Below are 17,332 nucleotides of genomic sequence, written 5' to 3'. Positions count from 1 at the left end.
TTAATCCTTGTTAAATTTTGCATCCAAAAGCGTGATTGGTGTGTTATTTGCCGTATGATGTATGAACGATTAAATTCATAAAACATGGCCTATATAGATTATTACAAGATTCTTGGAGTAGACAAAAGTGCTTCGCAGAATGATATCAAAAAGGCTTTTCGTAAGTTGGCCCGAAAGTATCATCCTGACTTGAATCCTAATGACCCGAGTGCAAAGGATAAGTTTCAGGAAATCAATGAAGCCAATGAAGTACTAAGTGATCCCGAGAAACGTAAAAAGTACGACGAGTACGGAGAACATTGGAAACATGCCGATGAATTCGAAGCGCAGAAACGTGCACAGCAACAAGCCGGAGGCTATGGCGGTGCGGGAGGTTTCGGCGGATTCGGCGGTGCGGGTCAAGGTTTCTCCGATGGTAGCGGAAGTTATTGGTATAGCTCCGATGGAGAGGGATTCTCCGGTGGCAATGCCAGTGGATTTTCCGATTTCTTCGAATCAATGTTCGGACATCGGGGAGGAAGAGGACAAGGCTCTGCGGGATTCCGCGGACAGGACTTTAATGCCGAACTTCATCTTTCCCTTCGTGATGCAGCTCAAACGCATAAGCAGATATTGACCGTAAATGGCAAACAAGTGCGTATCACCATCCCTGCCGGTGTAGCCGACGGACAGGTAATCAAACTGAAGGGCTACGGAGCCGAAGGTATCAACGGAGGACCTGCGGGCGACTTGTACATTACGTTCGTGATAGCCGAAGACCCGGTGTTCAAACGCTTGGGCGACGATCTGTACGTAGATGTGGAAGTAGACCTTTACTCTGCTGTATTGGGTGGTGAAAAAGTGATCGACACGCTGGATGGTAAAGTGAAACTGAAGATAAAACCGGAAACACAGAACGGTACGAAAGTCCGTCTGAAAGGTAAGGGATTCCCGGTTTATAAGAAGGAAGGACAATTCGGTGACTTGATTGTGACCTATTCCGTCAAGATTCCTACGAACTTGACCGACAAACAGAAAGAGTTGTTCCGTCAATTACAGAGTATGAACTAAAATGAATGAGTACTATGCAGACCGAATTAATTATTGTCAGTGAATACTGTCACAAATGTCATATTGAGCCTTCATTCATCGACTTGTTGGAAGAGGGCGGTTTGATTAACGTACATACCGAAGGCGGTGAACATTATCTGCTTTTGTCGGAACTCCCGAACGTGGAGCGTTACAGCAGAATGTACTACGACTTATCCATCAATATGGAAGGTATCGATGCTATTCATCATTTGCTGGAAAGGATGGAAGATATGAGACGCGAGATGAGTTCGCTTCGCAAACAACTTCTACTGTACCGGGAACGGGAAATAGAAGATATGGACTGGTAAAAAAATAGAGCCTCTGTTTGATCTGAACAGAGGCTCTATTTATAGTAAACGGAGGTTCTGATTCATTCAATCAGAGCCTCCGTTTTTTCAGGACGTTTGCACGGTCGTCAACTTATCCGATATACGTACAAATCTCTTCCAGATAGCGTGCGTCGATGGTGTCGAAACTATCCAGTGCATCACTGTCAATATCCAGCACTCCAACGACTTCACCCTGTTGGATGATCGGTACTACTATTTCCGATTTAGAGTCCGAACTACAAGCGATGTGTCCGGGAAATTGTTCTACATCAGGAACAATCAGTGTCCGGACCTCTTTCCAGGCTGTGCCGCAAACTCCTCTGCCGAAGCGGATGCGGGTACAGGCAATGGGGCCTTGAAACGGACCAAGTACGAGTTCATCCTCTTTCACAAGGTAAAAACCTACCCAGAAGAAACCGAAAGTCTGTTTTAGCGCTGCCGCAATGTTGGCAAGATTGGCTATGAGATCTGTTTCCGTACTTACTAGAGCGTGCAGTTGCGGAAGTAACTCCCGGTATTTCTCTTCCTTATTTCCTGTACTGATTAATAAATTTTCTGCCATCTCTTTTCTATTTGATTTGATTCAGGATGCTCGGGTCTTTTATCTTATCGTCTTCTGCAAAGAAGATAATCTTAGTCAATATCTCGGCTGTCTTCGGATCTTCATCTACAAAAGGCAGGAACAGACGTCCGCGATTTTGCGAATGTACCGGAAGGACGGCAATCTGCGCGCCGCCTTCCTGATGAATCACGCCGCTGCCCAGATGGATATTGTATTTACCCAGTTTGCCTTCAATGTGGGCAAAACTTCCTTTTATCTTCACGTTCTTGAAATGGAACAACGGCATTGTCAGTTCCACCAGCACGCTGCGCATCTCGATGGTAGAGTGGCTGGTTTCCGGATCGACGCTTCCGGCATGGGCTACACTTACTGCCAAGTCTACGTCCCTCATCACTTCCGAGAAGATGACAGGAGGAATCTCCGAGATTTTCATCAGCTTGTAATCCTTGCGGTTGTGGAAGCAGACATATTCTAATGTCGGAGCTTCGATGTCGGCCGGAGAGAACCAGTCTGCCATAGCATAGATGGTGGCGATGATGTTCTCTTTGTAATAGATCTTTTGAAGACCGTCTTCATAGTCGGCTACCCAGCGACGGCCTTTCAGTACGGCAACCGTTTTCTGCGGTTGAATCTGATTGCCGGCGTAACGGCGGGATTGAGTGGCTTCCACTTCTTCCGGAGTCGGAACATAGAGCTCACGGAATACCTGTTTGAAAGGTTGGCGGATTGCTTTATCGAACAGAAATTTCTGATAAGCATGCCAGTCACCGCTTGCGTACAAGTCTGTGGGATGGGCGATGCGTAACTCGTCTTTCGGTTTTAACGGGAGGCAAATGGCATTTACAGTCACCAGCAATCCATCGGTGTAGAAGCCCGTCTGTCCGTTACAGATAAAGACAAGATGTTTCAACAATGGCCAGATGACAGGGTTTTGCATCAACTTGCGCAATTCGTTTTCTTCAAAACGGGTACAGTCTTCCATCGCCTGTTCCAGCATCACGCGGGAACGGGTGTACTGGTCTTTCAGCTTTTTGTGTACCGCTTTCAGTTCTTCTATATACGGATGTTTTTTCAGTTTGGCAGGCATACTGTTGAGCTCTTTGCCGTCTTTGATTTGCCTCATCTCAGATTTGCCTTCCTCGTTGATTTGTACATACACTTCTACGCCGTCTATCTCTTTGGGAGACAGGTAGGGGAGAAGTTCTTTGATTAGTTCCGTTTCCATGCTCCAGGTCAGACGGGTAACGTCTCCATAGCCGGAGTTACGCGCCAGGTTTTGCAGGGCGATGTTTACCGCTTTCTTTTCGCTTTCCTGTCTTTGAGCACCGAATTCCTTACTCTCTTTCAGGAACTTTTGCAGGTATTGATAACGATCCAGCAGTTCTTTGTCCGGTTTCCGTCCCAATGGGATGAGGCCGTAGCTCATCAATAAGTCTTTGTTGCGTTTGGCTATTATTTCTTTCTTTACATCTGCCGCCTTTACTGCGCCGTTGGTGGCATCGGCAAACTTGCGGGCACGGGTATGGCTATTGCTGCATGAGATATATTTGGCGGCATTGTAGACCACTTCGAAGCGTTGTTTGCCAATTGTCTTAAACGCATCCTTGAACCAGTCGATATCAAAAGCGCCTTCCCGCAAGTCTTCCACGTCGATAGGAGTGTAGCGGGCGATGATCGCTTTCTTCTTGTCGTCACATGTTTCATTGGTATGGGCGTGGAAATAATAGGCAGCACTTGTCAGTCCTTTCCAGCCTATTGCCTTTTCGGTCAGTTCAATCCATTGCGGAGCAAACATGGCGGCTTCTACCAGTCGCTCGTCACTGATTTCGGCTTGTTTCGCCAGTTTCTTCAGATTTTCGCTGGTATCTGTCGGCAGGGGATGGCAAGCATGGAGCAAGCTGCTCAATACGCCTCGCTTGGTACTGCCCCAGTTGTAGCTGTCGCGTATGAAAGTATCTTTGCCGAATGCTTGCAGAATGTGGATAAATTTGTCTGCTCCATAAATATAACTTAATTCCTCTGCAAGGCTGGTAACTTGTGTCTCGGAGTCTCCTCGTTTTAGTTCGATTTCAAGAATCCGGTCTACTATCTTCTGTGCAAGAGAACGGAAGAGAGAGAAATCAACGTTTTTGATGTCGGCGTATCTTTCTTTTTCCTTATTGAAACGAACATTGTCGTTCAATACCGTGGTGATTGCCTTGATCTGGGCGGGCGAGCTGATACGTCCCATCATTTCGCGGTATACTTCTTCTGTCGGGATGATTCCGAGCATCCATGCACGGGCGAAGTCCGTGGCATGCAGGTAAGAGTCTGTTTCCTCCAGTTCGGGTGTGTGTTCCATGTAGTTGGTGAGCTTGTAAAGTTGATAGCGCACCGTGAAGTAGCGGATAAACAGATCATCACTCATGGGCTTTTGAGGCATTTCAAGCCAGAAATTCACGAACTTGTTGTTATGTATCGGGTAAACGATCTCTTTTTCTCCATATTCCAGTTTGTCCCGAAGCCATGCATGCTTGTTGGTGTACTGACGGAAAATGTTTTTGGTGTTCAGCAAAGGCAACAGTTGGAGCAGCATATTGACAGCCAATCGTTGGTAGACTGCTTCGTCTTTATACTCGTATGACAATGCTTCGATAATATCACTCATCTGTTCGTAGTAAGGCATCTTGCGGAGCTCCTTCTGCAATCCGCGGTAAGTGATGCCGGCATACATCCGGTTGACAAGCGGCTCGAAAGTATTGCTTGATTTCTGGTCTGCCTTGATGTCTTCCTCATCCTCTTCATCGTAGTCGTCATCGTCTTTAGGAGTGCCTGTCGATGCAAGCATGAAACTCATCATCAGTAATTTGTCATAGCTTCCTATTTCTTCTTCGTAGAAGGTCTTCCATAGTTCCGGGAAACCGAGTCCGCTCAATCCTCCGTAGTTACTCCAGTTTATCAGGACACTGTTTCCTACCAGGCGTGCTTCTCCATATCCATTCTTGAACTCTTCGTTCTTATAGGTTTCGATGTATTTGCTTAGTTTTTTAAATACAAGTTTAGCCCTTCCGAAACAAATGAATTCGAATGCTTTTTTCACGTTGAATCCTTTATCCTGGGTAATCTCCGGCAGACTGACTTCAAGAGCCGGGTCGTACAGACCGAATCCGTTATCTTTCGTATAGTGCTGTACGGTGCTCTTTTCCGTTCCGTCGCCAATCAAAGATTCTATCAACACTCTTTCTTTCGCGTTCGGTTTCTGAATTTCTTTGACGGTGGGGATCAGTTCCTGATAGGTATCTTGCAGGAATTCTATATTGTGGATAGTCTTCATCATATCCAATCCGGCCAGGCGGCGTTCGGCCACTTTGTCCGTTAGTAAGCGGCGGATGCTGCCGGACAATTGTTCTTTCGGCTGTTTCATCAATAGATTGATGGCGTTGATACGCATCTCACTATATTTGAAGCGCAGCAACTCTTCTACTTTCTGATTCTGTTCGGGCGACAGGGTCATCTCGGACAAGACTTTGTAGGCTTCGTCACGGACGTCCAGCGAACGGTCGCCCAGTGATTGCAACACATATTCTTCCTGTAAATGGCTAGTCGGTGGATTTAATACGACACCGATATAGCCTGCCCGCATATAGGTATCCAAAGAGGGCAGACAGGTGCAAAGATCGTCTTTCAATGCAGAGTCGTCGGTCATCCAGGTAATATACGCCATCTTGAGAACGATTTCCGAACGGGTGAGCTCTGCACTGTCCCATGGGAATACATAAGGAGAATAAATCTCTTTGGCAGAGATGGACTGATAGACGTTTTTCAGATATCCATAATGGCGGATCGCCTCTTCTTTGCTATCAAAATAATCATAGAGTGACGGGGTGTCCTTATGTCCTCCGTATCGGCTAAGATAGAGTCCGGACAGATACAGCGGCAGAATAGCCGCCACTACCGACGGTTCGTTGTACCATTTTTCAAAAGCATCTTTACTGATGCGGTGGTTCATGCCGGAGTATTGCGTACAGCGTAAAAAGTAAAGTAATGTCTGTACCTGATATTTGGCACCGTCTTTAATCATTCCCGGAACGAGTGCCTGGATTTCTTCCGTATTATAGAATCCGATACTCCATAGAGCCAGATAGAGTTCGACTGTATCTTTGCTTTGGAGGGCTTTGCGTGCTTCTTCCCGGTCGTTCAGAAAACGGCGGATCAGTTCCACATATTTGTTGGTGATACGCTCGCTGCTGTCTTGTTCTCCGATACCCGTGCTGACTGCAATGCCGCGTTTCACGGAGGCAAATCGTTGCAGGCCGTTGTCGCAGATAACCGAGAACAGATGGAGATAACTTTCGGGACATCCTTCGTCCATCGTTTCCACGATAGCCTGACGGAGACCTTCCTGCAGTTTGGCTGCCAGCAGTAACTTCCCTTCCAGTTCCAGCAGCGGGCGGTAACCGCTCACTGCGATAGCCTGGAGATGTCCTTGATTGAGGCGGTTGGCATTATTTTCGCTGGTCAATACGTTGTTGAGGTGTGCAATGACAGTCTGGTTGCCTTCTGCTATTTGGGCGGCCATCCAGTTTGGGCAGTTCATCGCATCCTTGTATGTCTCTATTTCTTCCGGATTGTTTCCTCCGTTCAGTATGGCTTGTTCGCTGAATCCGGTGGCACGTAGTTTTAGAAATTCCGTCAGCGCATCTATGATGTGACTGAAATGCAGAAGAGGATTCGTCGACCGCTGTGACCGGCGCGAATATCCATGAGTGTACGGACACCGTGCTTTGAGTTTCAGATAGGTGTGGAACAGGTTAGCATATTCGTCTCCCAATAGATAACGGAGCACTTTGTTCAACTTTCCATCAAAAAGATTGGCAACACTCTTAATTTTTTCTTTCTGAATAATATGTATGATGCAAGGCTCTAGTTTATCGCTGTATGCGCCATACCGGGTGTCCATGTTGAAGTATTGCATAAATACATCCAACAGTGTCATTGTCTCTTTGTCTAAACTGGTTCTCTTTTTCGTTAACCTTTCCAGGTACGGAGCAATCCGTTTGTTTAATGCTTCATTATAAATAAGTCTCATGATTATTTTCGTTTTAAGTGTGTTTATAAGAAAATGATTACCAAAGTCTTCCCGACAGCATGGCCAGCCGGATGAAAGTGATGGTAGATTCTTCTTTGAGTCCGGTGGGAGAGGATAAGTCTCCAGTTTCCGTATCGTCAATGAAGATACGGAAAATTCCGTCCTCGTAAGATTGCAGGGCATTGGTGATTGCTTCTACTTCTGCGGCAGGTTTGCCGTTATAGTTTACTGCAAACCCAACTTTACCGGAAGTTGCTTTATTTTCCACTTCTTCCTGCGTGAGGTATTTCAGTACTTCGCTTTGTTGCAAGCGTTCATTATATTCACTGACTTGCCAACTGACGATGGCTTCAATCAACCCCTGTACATCGACAGGCGGAACAGGAAAATCGACAGGAATCTTTTCGATGCTGCACTTTCGCTTTCCTAACTGTTTGACTTGGATATATACTCTCATATTCTCTTTATTGAGTGATCTGAACACTTGATGCTATAGCATTCAGATCGGTTTCGGCTTCTTCATCATAGACAAGCATGACAATGGTAAAAGTTCGTTTCTTACTCTCTTGGAAATAGTGTAATACAATTTGTTGTATATCTTCTCCCGGCTCATCAGGAGCTCCGATGTGCAGCGGATTCGTGATCTTTGTCATGGGGAGTCCGTTCATGTTGACATCGGTCTTTTTATAGTCTTCTGATGGTTGCCCTTGTGCATTTCGCGGGAGAGTGAGCGATAACTTCTTTATATGTTCAAACTCTTTTTGTGTATCGTAGGTAAGGGCTGTAACCGTCAGTTGGTTGGCACCATTAACGAGCTTGAGTAACGGAGGTTGTGCGTTGGGAGTTAATCCTTTCGCTCCTGTTATTTTCCTCCAGTTAGTAGGATACTGGCAGCTGAAATTTGTTTCTGCGTCGTAATAAGAAAGCCACGTATCGTTATTGCCTGCCGGAACGTATGGAGGATATTGACTGGTAGAGGAACTGTCGACAGTCTCCATGTCCGATTGGTTGCCATCTTCGTTTTCTTCTTCCAGTTCACCATTCAGATAGGCTTCTACAATACCGCTTTCCCATTCGCCGCGTATGTCTTGATAAAGAGGGGGAACGTTCTTGCAAAGTATCAAGAAGCTGAACAGGAAAATGCAAAAGACACCAAGCTCTCCAAGGATTGAAACGGTGCGTTGCGCATCAGCTTTTTCAAATTTATAGCTGCACACATAGATGATTCCCAGTAGGAAACCGCTTAATAACCCGCCAATATGTGCGGCGTTATCAATCCCCGCTTTCATGCCGTAAACCAGATTGTAACCGACAAAAATAAGGATACTGGTCAATAATGCTTTCCGTTGTTCCTTTGCGATGCGATGGAAGAACAGGAAGGCGAGGAATATACCGTAAAGTCCGAAGATGGCTCCGGAGGCTCCGGCACTGATTGTCTCGCCGTGCATATAAAGACTGAATGCCGCCGAACATAGTCCGGTCAGTAAATAAGACATGAACATACGACGGCTTCCTATCAGTCCTTCCAGTAGAAGTCCTACATACATGAAAGCATACATATTCATCAGGAGATGAAAAGCTCCGATGTGTATGAAGTTACAGGTCACTGCACGCCACCAGTCGCCTGTTAGTGTCAACGGTCCGAAGTCGGCTCCCCATTTCAGCAGTGATAAGGTGGAAGGAGACATGATTCCCACTCCGGATGCAACCATCACAATAAATACAAGGATGTTGAGGTCTATCAGGATGGGCGTTGCCATAAAACCTTTGCGGGGAATGAAGAACGACCAGAAAGAGTTCCTCTTCTTTTCTTCCTCCAAATAGGCTTTCTCTTCTTCTGTGAGCGGACGGTTATACTCTTCCTCGAAATCTTTAGCCTTTTGGGTCAGCTCTTCCGGGGTAAGGGATACTTTTATATCCTCCATCGTCTCCCGTAGTTTTTGTATGTTTTTTCTGTTCTTTCCATAGTCTACAAGTTGTATGGAAGAAGATTGGCTGCGGACAGCTACTTCTCCGTCGCTTCCCTGTTCTATGGTAAAGGTTATTTCCTCTCCACGGGAATACATATTGAACGGAACCTCGAATCGTGCTCCTTCCAGAGTCACTTCCTCGATATTCCACTCCAGCTTTTGCGAAGCTTCGAGAGCCAGTATAAGGATTTCTGTTTTTGATAAACCCGGTAAATGCAGTTTGTCGTTATATGAAGGTTTGAGTGCCATATTTCTATTCTTATATAGAGTCGTCGATTAAAAAATTACTGATCTCACTGACAAATGTATAGAATAATAATGAAAAATAATAGAATGTGACAAATAAAAAAGCATCCACTTCGTAAGAAGGGATGCTTTTATGAGATTTGATAGATGATTTATTATTTTTTGTAGAAAGCCAAGTCTTCTTTATCAAAGTTTTCGATGAAGTTTGAGTGCTTTTCTACTTCCGCTTCTGCATAGTTCAAATATACGTGTGCAGATTTGGAGAACAGTTCGGAAGACTTGCTGGCATCTTGGATCAGCAGGTGGCACATGATAATGTCAGCAGCCATTTCCACCAGTTTGCGAGCGGTGAAGTCAAGCAATTCCTGGTCTTGTACTTCTTTCACTGCATTGGTGCTTGCTTCGAATTTGTCAGCCATCTTTTTCAGGCGAGACATCAGCGGTTCCATTTCCGGTGAGCAAGGAATGGCTTCGAACTCGCGGATAGTAGCGATGTAAGAACCATTGGTCACGTAACGGATAGCGGCTACAGTCTGCAACTGGGTAGTTCCTTCGTAGATGCTGGTGATACGTGCGTCGCGATAGATGCGTTGGCAAGCATATTCCATCATGAAACCTGAACCACCGTGAATCTGAATACAGTCGTAAGCGTTTTGGTTTGCATATTCAGAGTTCATACCTTTAGCCAGCGGAGTAAAGCTGTCTGCTAATTTAGCATATTTCTTCTGTTCCTGGCGTTCTTCCGGAGTCAGTTTACGTTCGCGGGCGATGTCATCCAATGCTTTGTAGATGTCAACATAGCGAGATGTTTGATACAGTAAAGCACGTCCGGCATCCAGTTTACCTTTCATGATAGCCAGCATGTCATACACAGCCGGGAATTCGATAATTGCTTTTCCGAACTGCTTACGGTCTTTGGCATAAGCCAAACCTTCATTGTAAGCTGCCTGGCTCAATCCTACAGATTGTGCGGCAATACCTAGGCGGGCACCGTTCATCAGAGCCATTACGTATTTAATCAAACCGAGTTTGCGGTCACCGCAAAGTTCGGCTTTTGCATTCTTATATACCAGTTCGCAAGTAGGAGAACCGTGGATACCGAGTTTGTTTTCGATACGACGTACGTTCACGCCACCCTGACGCTTGTCATAGATGAACATGGACAAACCACGACCGTCTCTTGTTCCTTCTTCCGAACGTGCCAGTACGAGGTGAATATCCGCGTCACCATTTGTGATGAAACGTTTCACACCATTCAGCAACCAGCATCCGTCTTTTTCGCTGTAAGTAGCTTTCAGCATAACAGATTGTAGGTCGGAACCTGCGTCCGGTTCTGTCAAGTCCATAGACATCGTTTCGCCTTGGCAGATGCGTGGGATAAAGCGGCTGTGTTGGTCGGAGTTACCAAACTCATAAAGGGTTTCGATACAGTCTTGCAATGACCAGATGTTTCCGAAACCTGCGTCGGCAGCAGCCACGATTTCTGCGCACATGGTGTACGGGGTGATCGGGAAGTTCAGACCGCCGAATTTGCGTGGCATGGTCATACCGTTCAAGCCGGCTTTCACCATTGCGTCCAGGTTTTGTTTGGTTCCTGAAGCATATTCTACGCGACCATTGGCACAGTGAGGACCTTCTTCGTCTACACCTTCTGCGTTAGGGGCAATGATTTCTCCTGTGATTTCTCCGGTAATCTCCAACACTTTATCATAAGAGTCTACAGCATCTTCGAAGTCCATCGGAGCATAATCGAATTCATCTTTATCTCTGTAGTTGCGTTCTTTGAGTTCGCAAATACGTTTCATCATCGGATTGTTCAAGTGATACTTGAGTTCCGGTATGTCTGTATAATAATTGGCCATCTTTCCTTACTTGCTATTTTGTTTATAATACTTAATCATCTTCGGTACAACTTCTTCGATTGTTCCGTTGATTACATAATCTGCAATCGTATTGATAGGAGCTTCAGGGTCGTTGTTGATAGAGATGATGATACCGCTTTCCTGCATACCGGCAATATGTTGGATTTGTCCGGAGATACCGCAAGCGATGTAGAGTTTCGGACGAACCGTAACACCTGTCTGACCGATCTGGCGATCGTGATCTGCGAAACCAGCGTCAACAGCAGCACGGCTGGCGCCTACTTCTGCGTGAAGTTCTTTAGCGAGGTCGAACAACAGGTCGAAGTTTTCTTTCGAACCTACACCGTATCCACCGGCTACGATAATCGGAGAACCTTTCAAGTTGTTCTTTGCCTTTTCTACGTGGCGTTCGATTACTTTCACTACATAGTCCGTATCAGCTACATACTTTTTCACATCGTGACGGATCACTTCTCCCTGATAAGTCGGAGAGAGGATTTCTTTCTTCATCACACCTTCGCGAACGGTTGCCATCTGCGGGCGGTGTTCCGGGTTCACAATCGTAGCAACGATGTTACCGCCGAATGCCGGACGGATCTGATACAACAGGTTCTTGTAGGTCTTACCTTCTTTTTTGTCTTCGTGGTCACCGATTTCAAGTGAAGTACAGTCGGCAGTCAGTCCGCTGGTCAAAGCAGAAGAAACGCGCGGACCGAGGTCACGACCGATCACAGTGGCACCCATCAGACAGATTTGTGGCTGTTCTTCTTTGAAAAGGTTCACCAGGATAGCTGTGTGAGGAAGTGAAGTGTAAGGGTAAAGTCCTTCGCCGTCGAAAACGTGAAGTTTGTCTACTCCGTAAGGAAGGATTTGTTTTTCAATATCTTTGAGGCCGGTTCCGGCAACCACCGCTTCGAGCTGACAGTTCAACTGGTTGGCTAACGAACGACCTTTGGTCAGAAGTTCGAGGCTGACGTCTAAAACGTTACCTTCTTCTATTTCGCAATATACAAATAAGTTATTCATGATTATCCGATGGTGTGGTTAGCTAATAGTTCAACAATCAGGTCTTCCACGTCACGGTCACTGCCGCTGATGGTTTTGCTCTCTTTAGCCTGGAACACGATGTTCTGGATGGCTTTCACTTTTGTCGGCGAACCGGACAGACCGCATTGTGCGAGATCACCGTTTACGTCGGCTACGCTCCATTCTGCCAGATTCAGATAATCGCGTTTGTCATACAAGTCTGTATAATCAAGATTGCCTTGTTGTTTTTCAGTAACAGTTTTGGCATGTTTGTATTTCTGAACCAATTTAGCGTTACGCGGACGGCAAGGAGCTGCAGAACCGTTGACAGTAATCACGATAGGCAGCGGGCCTTCTACAGTTTCAACCCCACCGTCGATGTGGCGTTTCACCTTGATCTTACCATCGCCCACTTCCAGAATTTCTTCTGCGTATGTGATTTGCGTCAATCCCAGCTTTTCTGCTACCTGCGGACCTACCTGTGCCGTGTCACCGTCGATTGCCTGGCGACCACCGATAATAATGTCACAGTCACCGATTTTGCGGATGGCAGTGGCAAGTGCATAAGACGTAGCCAGTGTGTCTGCACCAGCAAAAGCACGGTCGGTTAATAAGTAACCGTTATCTGCACCACGGAAAAGTCCTTCACGAATAATGTCGGCTGCCCGTCCCGGTCCCATTGTCAGAACGGTTACGGTAGAGCCTGGATGAGCATCTTTCAATCGGAGAGCTTGCTCGAGAGCATTCAGGTCTTCGGGGTTGAAGATGGCGGGGAGTGCCGCACGGTTAATCGTTCCGTCGGCTTTCATGGCATCTTTCCCAACGTTACGTGTGTCGGGAACTTGTTTTGCCAATACAACAATTTTCAAACTCATGCTATAAATTTTAGTATTAGTATTTCTACAAGTTAGCAGCCAGTAGTCAAGTAGTAATCTCTTGCTATCCAAACTATCCGGTTAACTATCAGCTTGCAAATTTACTCAAACGCTTGGTTCTGACAAGAAATCCGAGTAAAAAATGCACAGGTTTAAGAATTTTGAGCAAAATAGGAGGGTTTTTATAGATTTAATTCAGGATTCCTCTTTAATAACTTATAATGAATGTGCATCCATAAACCTTTCATTCTTCTTCCTATTAAGTTGGTGATACTTTTACCCTCACACCCTCACCCTCTGGCTCAATCCATTTATTCATCGGGGTTGTAGGCGTGAGGGTAAAGGTGAGGGTAGGTGAGGGTAAAAAGTTACCCTCACCCAAAACAATATTGGCATCACTTTATGTTTGTTTTAAAGTAACTGTTCTTGTTATGTATTCTCTTAGGTATTTATGCGTTAATGCTTAGTAGTTCTTTTGTTAAGCTCTAATGCTTTGCAAGGGCTCACCTATGTGAACAAAGCTGTTTACGTCTGTGAACGTTTTTGTTTACAACTGATAGCCTGTTTGTTCACAATGGTGAGCTCTTGACAACTATTAAGCAAAGACACATAAACAATAAGGGAAAAGCATATGAAATGCGAGTGTTTGTCAGATGAGATGCTTGCTTCCTGGAAGATGAATGTAAGAGTGATGATAACATGACTCAAACGTTTGGCTCTGATAAGAAAACCGAGTGCAAAATCCACAGGTTGAAGGATTTAAAATTATTTGATTAGTTCGTAATAATGTGCGTCTATGAAGTTCTCATTCTTGAAAATAGCCTTTCGCATCACTCCGGCTTTTACAAATCCAGCTTTCTCCAATACGCGCATGGAAGCTGTGTTATGTTCGAAAACAAGTGCGAATATGCGTACTTTATCTGTATGCTCGAAATAATAACTGATTGCTTCTTTCAGGGCGTCAGTTACGATTCCCCGGTTCCAAAAAGGTTCTCCAATCCAGTAGCCTACTTCGGCATTAAAGCGTTCTACATCTGCACAAGGCATAAAACCAATGCTTCCGACTGCTTCTCCGTTTACTTCAATGCAAAAATCGTGAATACCTTCTTTGGCTTGTACTATAGCGAGAAAAGTTTGTGCATCTTCTTGAGCGTATGGATAGGGGAGGCCGTCACGACAGTTATCCCAAATCTTTTTATTATTGATGTATTGGGTTAATGACGCAGCATCTTCTGTTTGCCAGGTGCGGAGAGTATAGTTTTCCTTTTCTACAATGATTCTTGGTTCTTGCGCCATATTGTCTGATATTTAAGGCTTTTATTAATGTATATTCAGCCATATTCTACTTTTAAGAGAAGTGTTTTACACCTCAAAAAAGAGGCAGAATGTGACTGAATCTATTTTATTGTTATTTGTATACCAATACTTTTATTGTATACCGATTTCGGCCAATCCCATTGGTTCTCCGTCATGGATCATCCGTGTTGCTTTCAATTGAACATAGCGGGCGTTAACCGGAGTAAAGTAAACCGATTGCAGAATCGGATTATTCTTTATATTGGAAAATTCATCTTTGGCTACTACCTGATTGACAGCATTACTCTCCGTGCCGACAGAGATTTCATAAGAACTGATTATTCCTTTATTATATTCACTCTGGTCGGGGAGATAATGGAATGAGGTGATTGTGCGTTCCTCTCCTAAATCAATCAATAATGTATTTCCGTTGACGAAGCAGGTGGTCTGATTGTTTTTATCCATACATTTCTGTGCTTCCTCCGCATTTACTCCGACGAGCGTGAACGGATAACTCTTCAACTCTTCTGCTTTTGCAGTATATGTATCGGAAGTCTCTCCTGCATAATAGGCTTCTATGTTATTGATACAGAGGCAAGCTCGCGAATCGGTAAAACGGACACGAATCTTATCTGTTGTGACTGTTTCGAAACGAAGAAGACGTTTATATCCGATAGTGGTAGTCTCCTCATTGAGCTTCACTGGGAGCCATTCGCCTGCCTGGTTATATTCTACAACGAATGATTTAACACGTTGTCCGAGAGGAATATATTCCTGCAACATTATGCGGTTAATCTTTTCCGTTTGAGGCAGGTCAAACTCGATTGTGGCAGAGTTGACGCCGTCATTGGTGGCCCAATAAGTATCATAATCACCATCGGTCACCGCTTTTGCAGAGAATGTTTTTCCCCGTTCGTCCGAGGCTTTGGGAGAAAGTCCTGCCAATAGGTTGTATGCCAGTTGCTTTTGTACGTTCTGGTGGAAGTTTACGGCGTTGGCGGAGTCTGTCGGATGGATCAGCCCGTCACGATCAACCGGGAAGTTGAGTAACAATGTTGCGTTATGACCTACGCTACGGTAATACAGATCGGTCAATGTATCTACTGTTTTCACACGGTCGTCTTCTTCCGGATGATAGAACCATCCCGGACGGATGGATACATCACATTCTGCGGCTACCCATTGGTTGCCGTCGGCATGCCCATATTGCAGTTCACGATATTTAGGGTAACCCGGATAAACTTCTCCGGCACGGAGAAAAGACCAGTTGGTAGCTCCTGCAAATCCGTTTTCGTTACCTACCCAACGGCAGCCCGGACCTCCATCCGAGAAGATAATAGCTTGTGGTTGCAACTCGTCGATCAATTTATAGGCTCGCGGATAATCGTAATAAGTTTTGCGGTCGATAGTACGGCTGTCTTTTGCTCCGCCATACCAGCCGTCTCCGCCATTGGCACCGTCAAACCAGATTTCAAAAACATCACCATAGTTGGTTAATAACTCGTTGAGCTGTTTATAGAAGTATTCTACGTATTCGGGAGAACCGTAGTTGGCTTGATGCCTGTCCCAAGGAGACAGATAAACTGCGAATTTAATGCCGTACTTCTTGCAGGCATCCGATAGTTCGCGAACGATGTCGCCTTTTCCGTCTTTATACGGGGTGTTACGGATGCAATATTCTGTCAGTTGAGTAGGCCAAAGGCAGAACCCGTCGTGATGTTTGGCTGTCAGGATCACTCCTTTCATTCCGGATTTCACAAAGGTTTGTACCCATTGCTCGCAATCCAGTCGGGTAGGATTGAATGTTTTAGGATCGGAATCACCGTATCCCCATTCGCGGTCGTTGAATGTGTTAAGTCCGAAGTGTACGAAAGCATACGTTTCCATTTTTTGCCATTCTACCTGCTTGGCTTCGGGAATGGGCAAGATAGCTTCCGGTGCTTTGACCGAATTACAGGCACTTAATAGAAGGAGGCCTGCTCCGAAAATAAGAAAGTGTTTTTTCATGGGGGTAATTTATTAGTTAATAAATGAATGTAAGAATCATCTACAACGTAATTCCGAATACAAAATAAAGTTGCTCTTCATAGGGGTTGGCTATTAGCTTTCCGAATATGGGCAGAGAGAAGTTGGACGTTATTTTGATTTCTTTCGTTGCGGATAATCCGATATTGACTACGTTGAATTTGTCGGAGTACATACTTTCCCAAGGGGTAAAACCTGCTTCGACACTCATGTTTACATCTTTCACGTTGAACGGATAACTCAATTCGCAATAGCTGGACCAGGCACGTTTTCCGTTTTCACGATAGTCGTTTCCGGCAAAGGTGGTGTACCAGCTGACTGATAATGGAAACTTCTCGCTAAGCATATATCCGGCTCCTACTTCAAAAGTATGTCCGGTGGAATGTGAATTGTAATTGAAGTATTTGAAAGGTTCTTCTTCTGTTTGGGTAAAATAGTTGTTGGCGTAAAGAGTCAGGTTTTTGTATTCGTACTCCAGTGATAAGTCTATTTCATTGTTCTTCTCACGAAATTCGGTAGAGCCCCATGCATAGACGGTCAGTCCTTTCCAGTTGAGGCCGAGCGAGGGTTGCACACTTGCATTGCCGCTATCCATACCACGCCAGATATAGCTGCTCACAAAATCTGCGGTTACAAAAACTTCTTGTGCCTGTGCAAAGGCTGTACATAATAAGATGGCAATAAGTATTATCTGTTTTTTCATTTTATCGATTGTTTCTTCTCATTTTTGTTGCGCAAAGATACGTAATATATAGATAAATGATGACATATAAGGAAAAAAAGAAAGCGGTTGCAAATCTTGGATGGCATCATTGATTTATGCGGAGAAGTGTGGAGTTACTGCAGCACATTTCTCAAGTGCCATCCGCAGGGCAACCGGATACAGGCCGTTGGCAATCATTACAGAGATTCCCTGCCGTAAATTAGAACCGTTATGAGGACGGTTGATAAAAAATCGCTTAAATATGTATCAGGGAGATGTGAAAAGGCAGCAGTTTACCG

Annotated in this window: 12 protein-coding genes and 1 pseudogene; 3 read left to right on the top strand and 10 right to left on the bottom strand. The window is 45.1% G+C overall.

The genetic code is table 11. The features are described 5' to 3' along the window. Positions 1-84 precede the first annotated feature (84 nt). A complete protein-coding gene (locus tag GD631_RS20540) occupies positions 85-1,050 on the top strand; it encodes a DnaJ C-terminal domain-containing protein (protein ID WP_143259339.1) in 966 nt (321 codons plus the stop codon). Positions 1,051-1,064: 14 nt separating this feature from the next. Continuing rightward, positions 1,065-1,379, top strand: a complete 315-nt coding sequence (locus GD631_RS20535) for a chaperone modulator CbpM (RefSeq protein WP_185911649.1) — start codon at positions 1,065-1,067, stop codon at positions 1,377-1,379. Positions 1,380-1,491: 112 nt separating this feature from the next. Here GD631_RS20535 and GD631_RS20530 read toward each other — a convergent pair whose 3' ends face one another. From GD631_RS20530 to GD631_RS20485, 10 genes are all read right to left on the bottom strand, one after another. Next, complete coding sequence (locus GD631_RS20530; RefSeq protein WP_143259341.1) at positions 1,492-1,962, bottom strand: GAF domain-containing protein; 471 nt, start codon at positions 1,960-1,962, stop codon at positions 1,492-1,494. A 7-nt stretch (positions 1,963-1,969) separates the two neighbouring features. Beyond that, on the bottom strand, positions 1,970-7,030 hold the full coding sequence (locus GD631_RS20525; protein WP_143259342.1) for a DUF4132 domain-containing protein: 5,061 nt from the start codon (positions 7,028-7,030) through the stop codon (positions 1,970-1,972). A gap of 37 nt (positions 7,031-7,067) precedes the next feature. Continuing rightward, complete coding sequence (locus GD631_RS20520; RefSeq protein ID WP_143259343.1) at positions 7,068-7,487, bottom strand: hypothetical protein; 420 nt, start codon at positions 7,485-7,487, stop codon at positions 7,068-7,070. A gap of 7 nt (positions 7,488-7,494) precedes the next feature. Further along, on the bottom strand, positions 7,495-9,249 hold the full coding sequence (locus GD631_RS20515) for a rhomboid family intramembrane serine protease (protein WP_143259344.1): 1,755 nt from the start codon (positions 9,247-9,249) through the stop codon (positions 7,495-7,497). Between the two features lie 152 nt (positions 9,250-9,401). After that, positions 9,402-11,108 carry an acyl-CoA dehydrogenase family protein gene (locus GD631_RS20510; RefSeq protein ID WP_143259345.1) on the bottom strand — a complete coding sequence of 569 codons (1,707 nt, stop codon included), beginning with the start codon at positions 11,106-11,108 and terminating at the stop codon, positions 9,402-9,404. Between the two features lie 6 nt (positions 11,109-11,114). Further along, positions 11,115-12,134: an electron transfer flavoprotein subunit alpha/FixB family protein gene (locus GD631_RS20505; protein WP_143259346.1), complete on the bottom strand. Its 1,020-nt coding sequence runs from the start codon at positions 12,132-12,134 to the stop codon at positions 11,115-11,117. Positions 12,135-12,136: 2 nt separating this feature from the next. Beyond that, positions 12,137-13,009, bottom strand: a complete 873-nt coding sequence (locus GD631_RS20500; RefSeq protein ID WP_143259347.1) for an electron transfer flavoprotein subunit beta/FixA family protein — start codon at positions 13,007-13,009, stop codon at positions 12,137-12,139. Between the two features lie 765 nt (positions 13,010-13,774). Then, complete coding sequence (locus tag GD631_RS20495) at positions 13,775-14,305, bottom strand: GNAT family N-acetyltransferase (protein ID WP_143259348.1); 531 nt, start codon at positions 14,303-14,305, stop codon at positions 13,775-13,777. Positions 14,306-14,437: 132 nt separating this feature from the next. Continuing rightward, the gene (locus GD631_RS20490) at positions 14,438-16,312 is read right to left on the bottom strand and encodes an alpha-L-fucosidase (RefSeq protein ID WP_143259349.1); all 1,875 of its coding nucleotides are present in this window, start codon (positions 16,310-16,312) and stop codon (positions 14,438-14,440) included. A 40-nt stretch (positions 16,313-16,352) separates the two neighbouring features. After that, complete coding sequence (locus tag GD631_RS20485; protein ID WP_143259350.1) at positions 16,353-17,033, bottom strand: hypothetical protein; 681 nt, start codon at positions 17,031-17,033, stop codon at positions 16,353-16,355. A gap of 115 nt (positions 17,034-17,148) precedes the next feature. Here GD631_RS20485 and GD631_RS22240 point away from each other — a divergent pair. Beyond that, positions 17,149-17,241, top strand: a pseudogene (locus tag GD631_RS22240) (AraC family transcriptional regulator); the annotation flags it as partial. Positions 17,242-17,332 lie beyond the last annotated feature (91 nt).

The organism is Bacteroides luhongzhouii (genome assembly GCF_009193295.2).
Classification (GTDB): domain Bacteria; phylum Bacteroidota; class Bacteroidia; order Bacteroidales; family Bacteroidaceae; genus Bacteroides; species Bacteroides luhongzhouii.
The sequence above is the reverse complement of the archived record's forward strand: the minus strand, read 5'-3'. Positions and strand labels throughout refer to the sequence as shown.

What these genes read in the sequence shown, in the direction of transcription:
- GD631_RS20505 (WP_143259346.1), bottom strand. Translation starts at nt 12,134, where the DNA reads ATGAATAACTTATTTGTATATTGCGAAATAGAAGAAGGTAACGTTTTA.
- GD631_RS20520 (WP_143259343.1), bottom strand. Translation starts at nt 7,487, where the DNA reads ATGAGAGTATATATCCAAGTCAAACAGTTAGGAAAGCGAAAGTGCAGC.
- GD631_RS20485 (WP_143259350.1), bottom strand. Translation starts at nt 17,033, where the DNA reads ATGAAAAAACAGATAATACTTATTGCCATCTTATTATGTACAGCCTTT.
- GD631_RS20535 (WP_185911649.1), top strand. Translation starts at nt 1,065, where the DNA reads ATGCAGACCGAATTAATTATTGTCAGTGAATACTGTCACAAATGTCAT.
- GD631_RS20530 (WP_143259341.1), bottom strand. Translation starts at nt 1,962, where the DNA reads ATGGCAGAAAATTTATTAATCAGTACAGGAAATAAGGAAGAGAAATAC.
- GD631_RS20525 (WP_143259342.1), bottom strand. Translation starts at nt 7,030, where the DNA reads ATGAGACTTATTTATAATGAAGCATTAAACAAACGGATTGCTCCGTAC.
- GD631_RS20500 (WP_143259347.1), bottom strand. Translation starts at nt 13,009, where the DNA reads ATGAGTTTGAAAATTGTTGTATTGGCAAAACAAGTTCCCGACACACGT.
- GD631_RS20515 (WP_143259344.1), bottom strand. Translation starts at nt 9,249, where the DNA reads ATGGCACTCAAACCTTCATATAACGACAAACTGCATTTACCGGGTTTA.
- GD631_RS20510 (WP_143259345.1), bottom strand. Translation starts at nt 11,108, where the DNA reads ATGGCCAATTATTATACAGACATACCGGAACTCAAGTATCACTTGAAC.
- GD631_RS20490 (WP_143259349.1), bottom strand. Translation starts at nt 16,312, where the DNA reads ATGAAAAAACACTTTCTTATTTTCGGAGCAGGCCTCCTTCTATTAAGT.
- GD631_RS20495 (WP_143259348.1), bottom strand. Translation starts at nt 14,305, where the DNA reads ATGGCGCAAGAACCAAGAATCATTGTAGAAAAGGAAAACTATACTCTC.
- GD631_RS20540 (WP_143259339.1), top strand. Translation starts at nt 85, where the DNA reads ATGGCCTATATAGATTATTACAAGATTCTTGGAGTAGACAAAAGTGCT.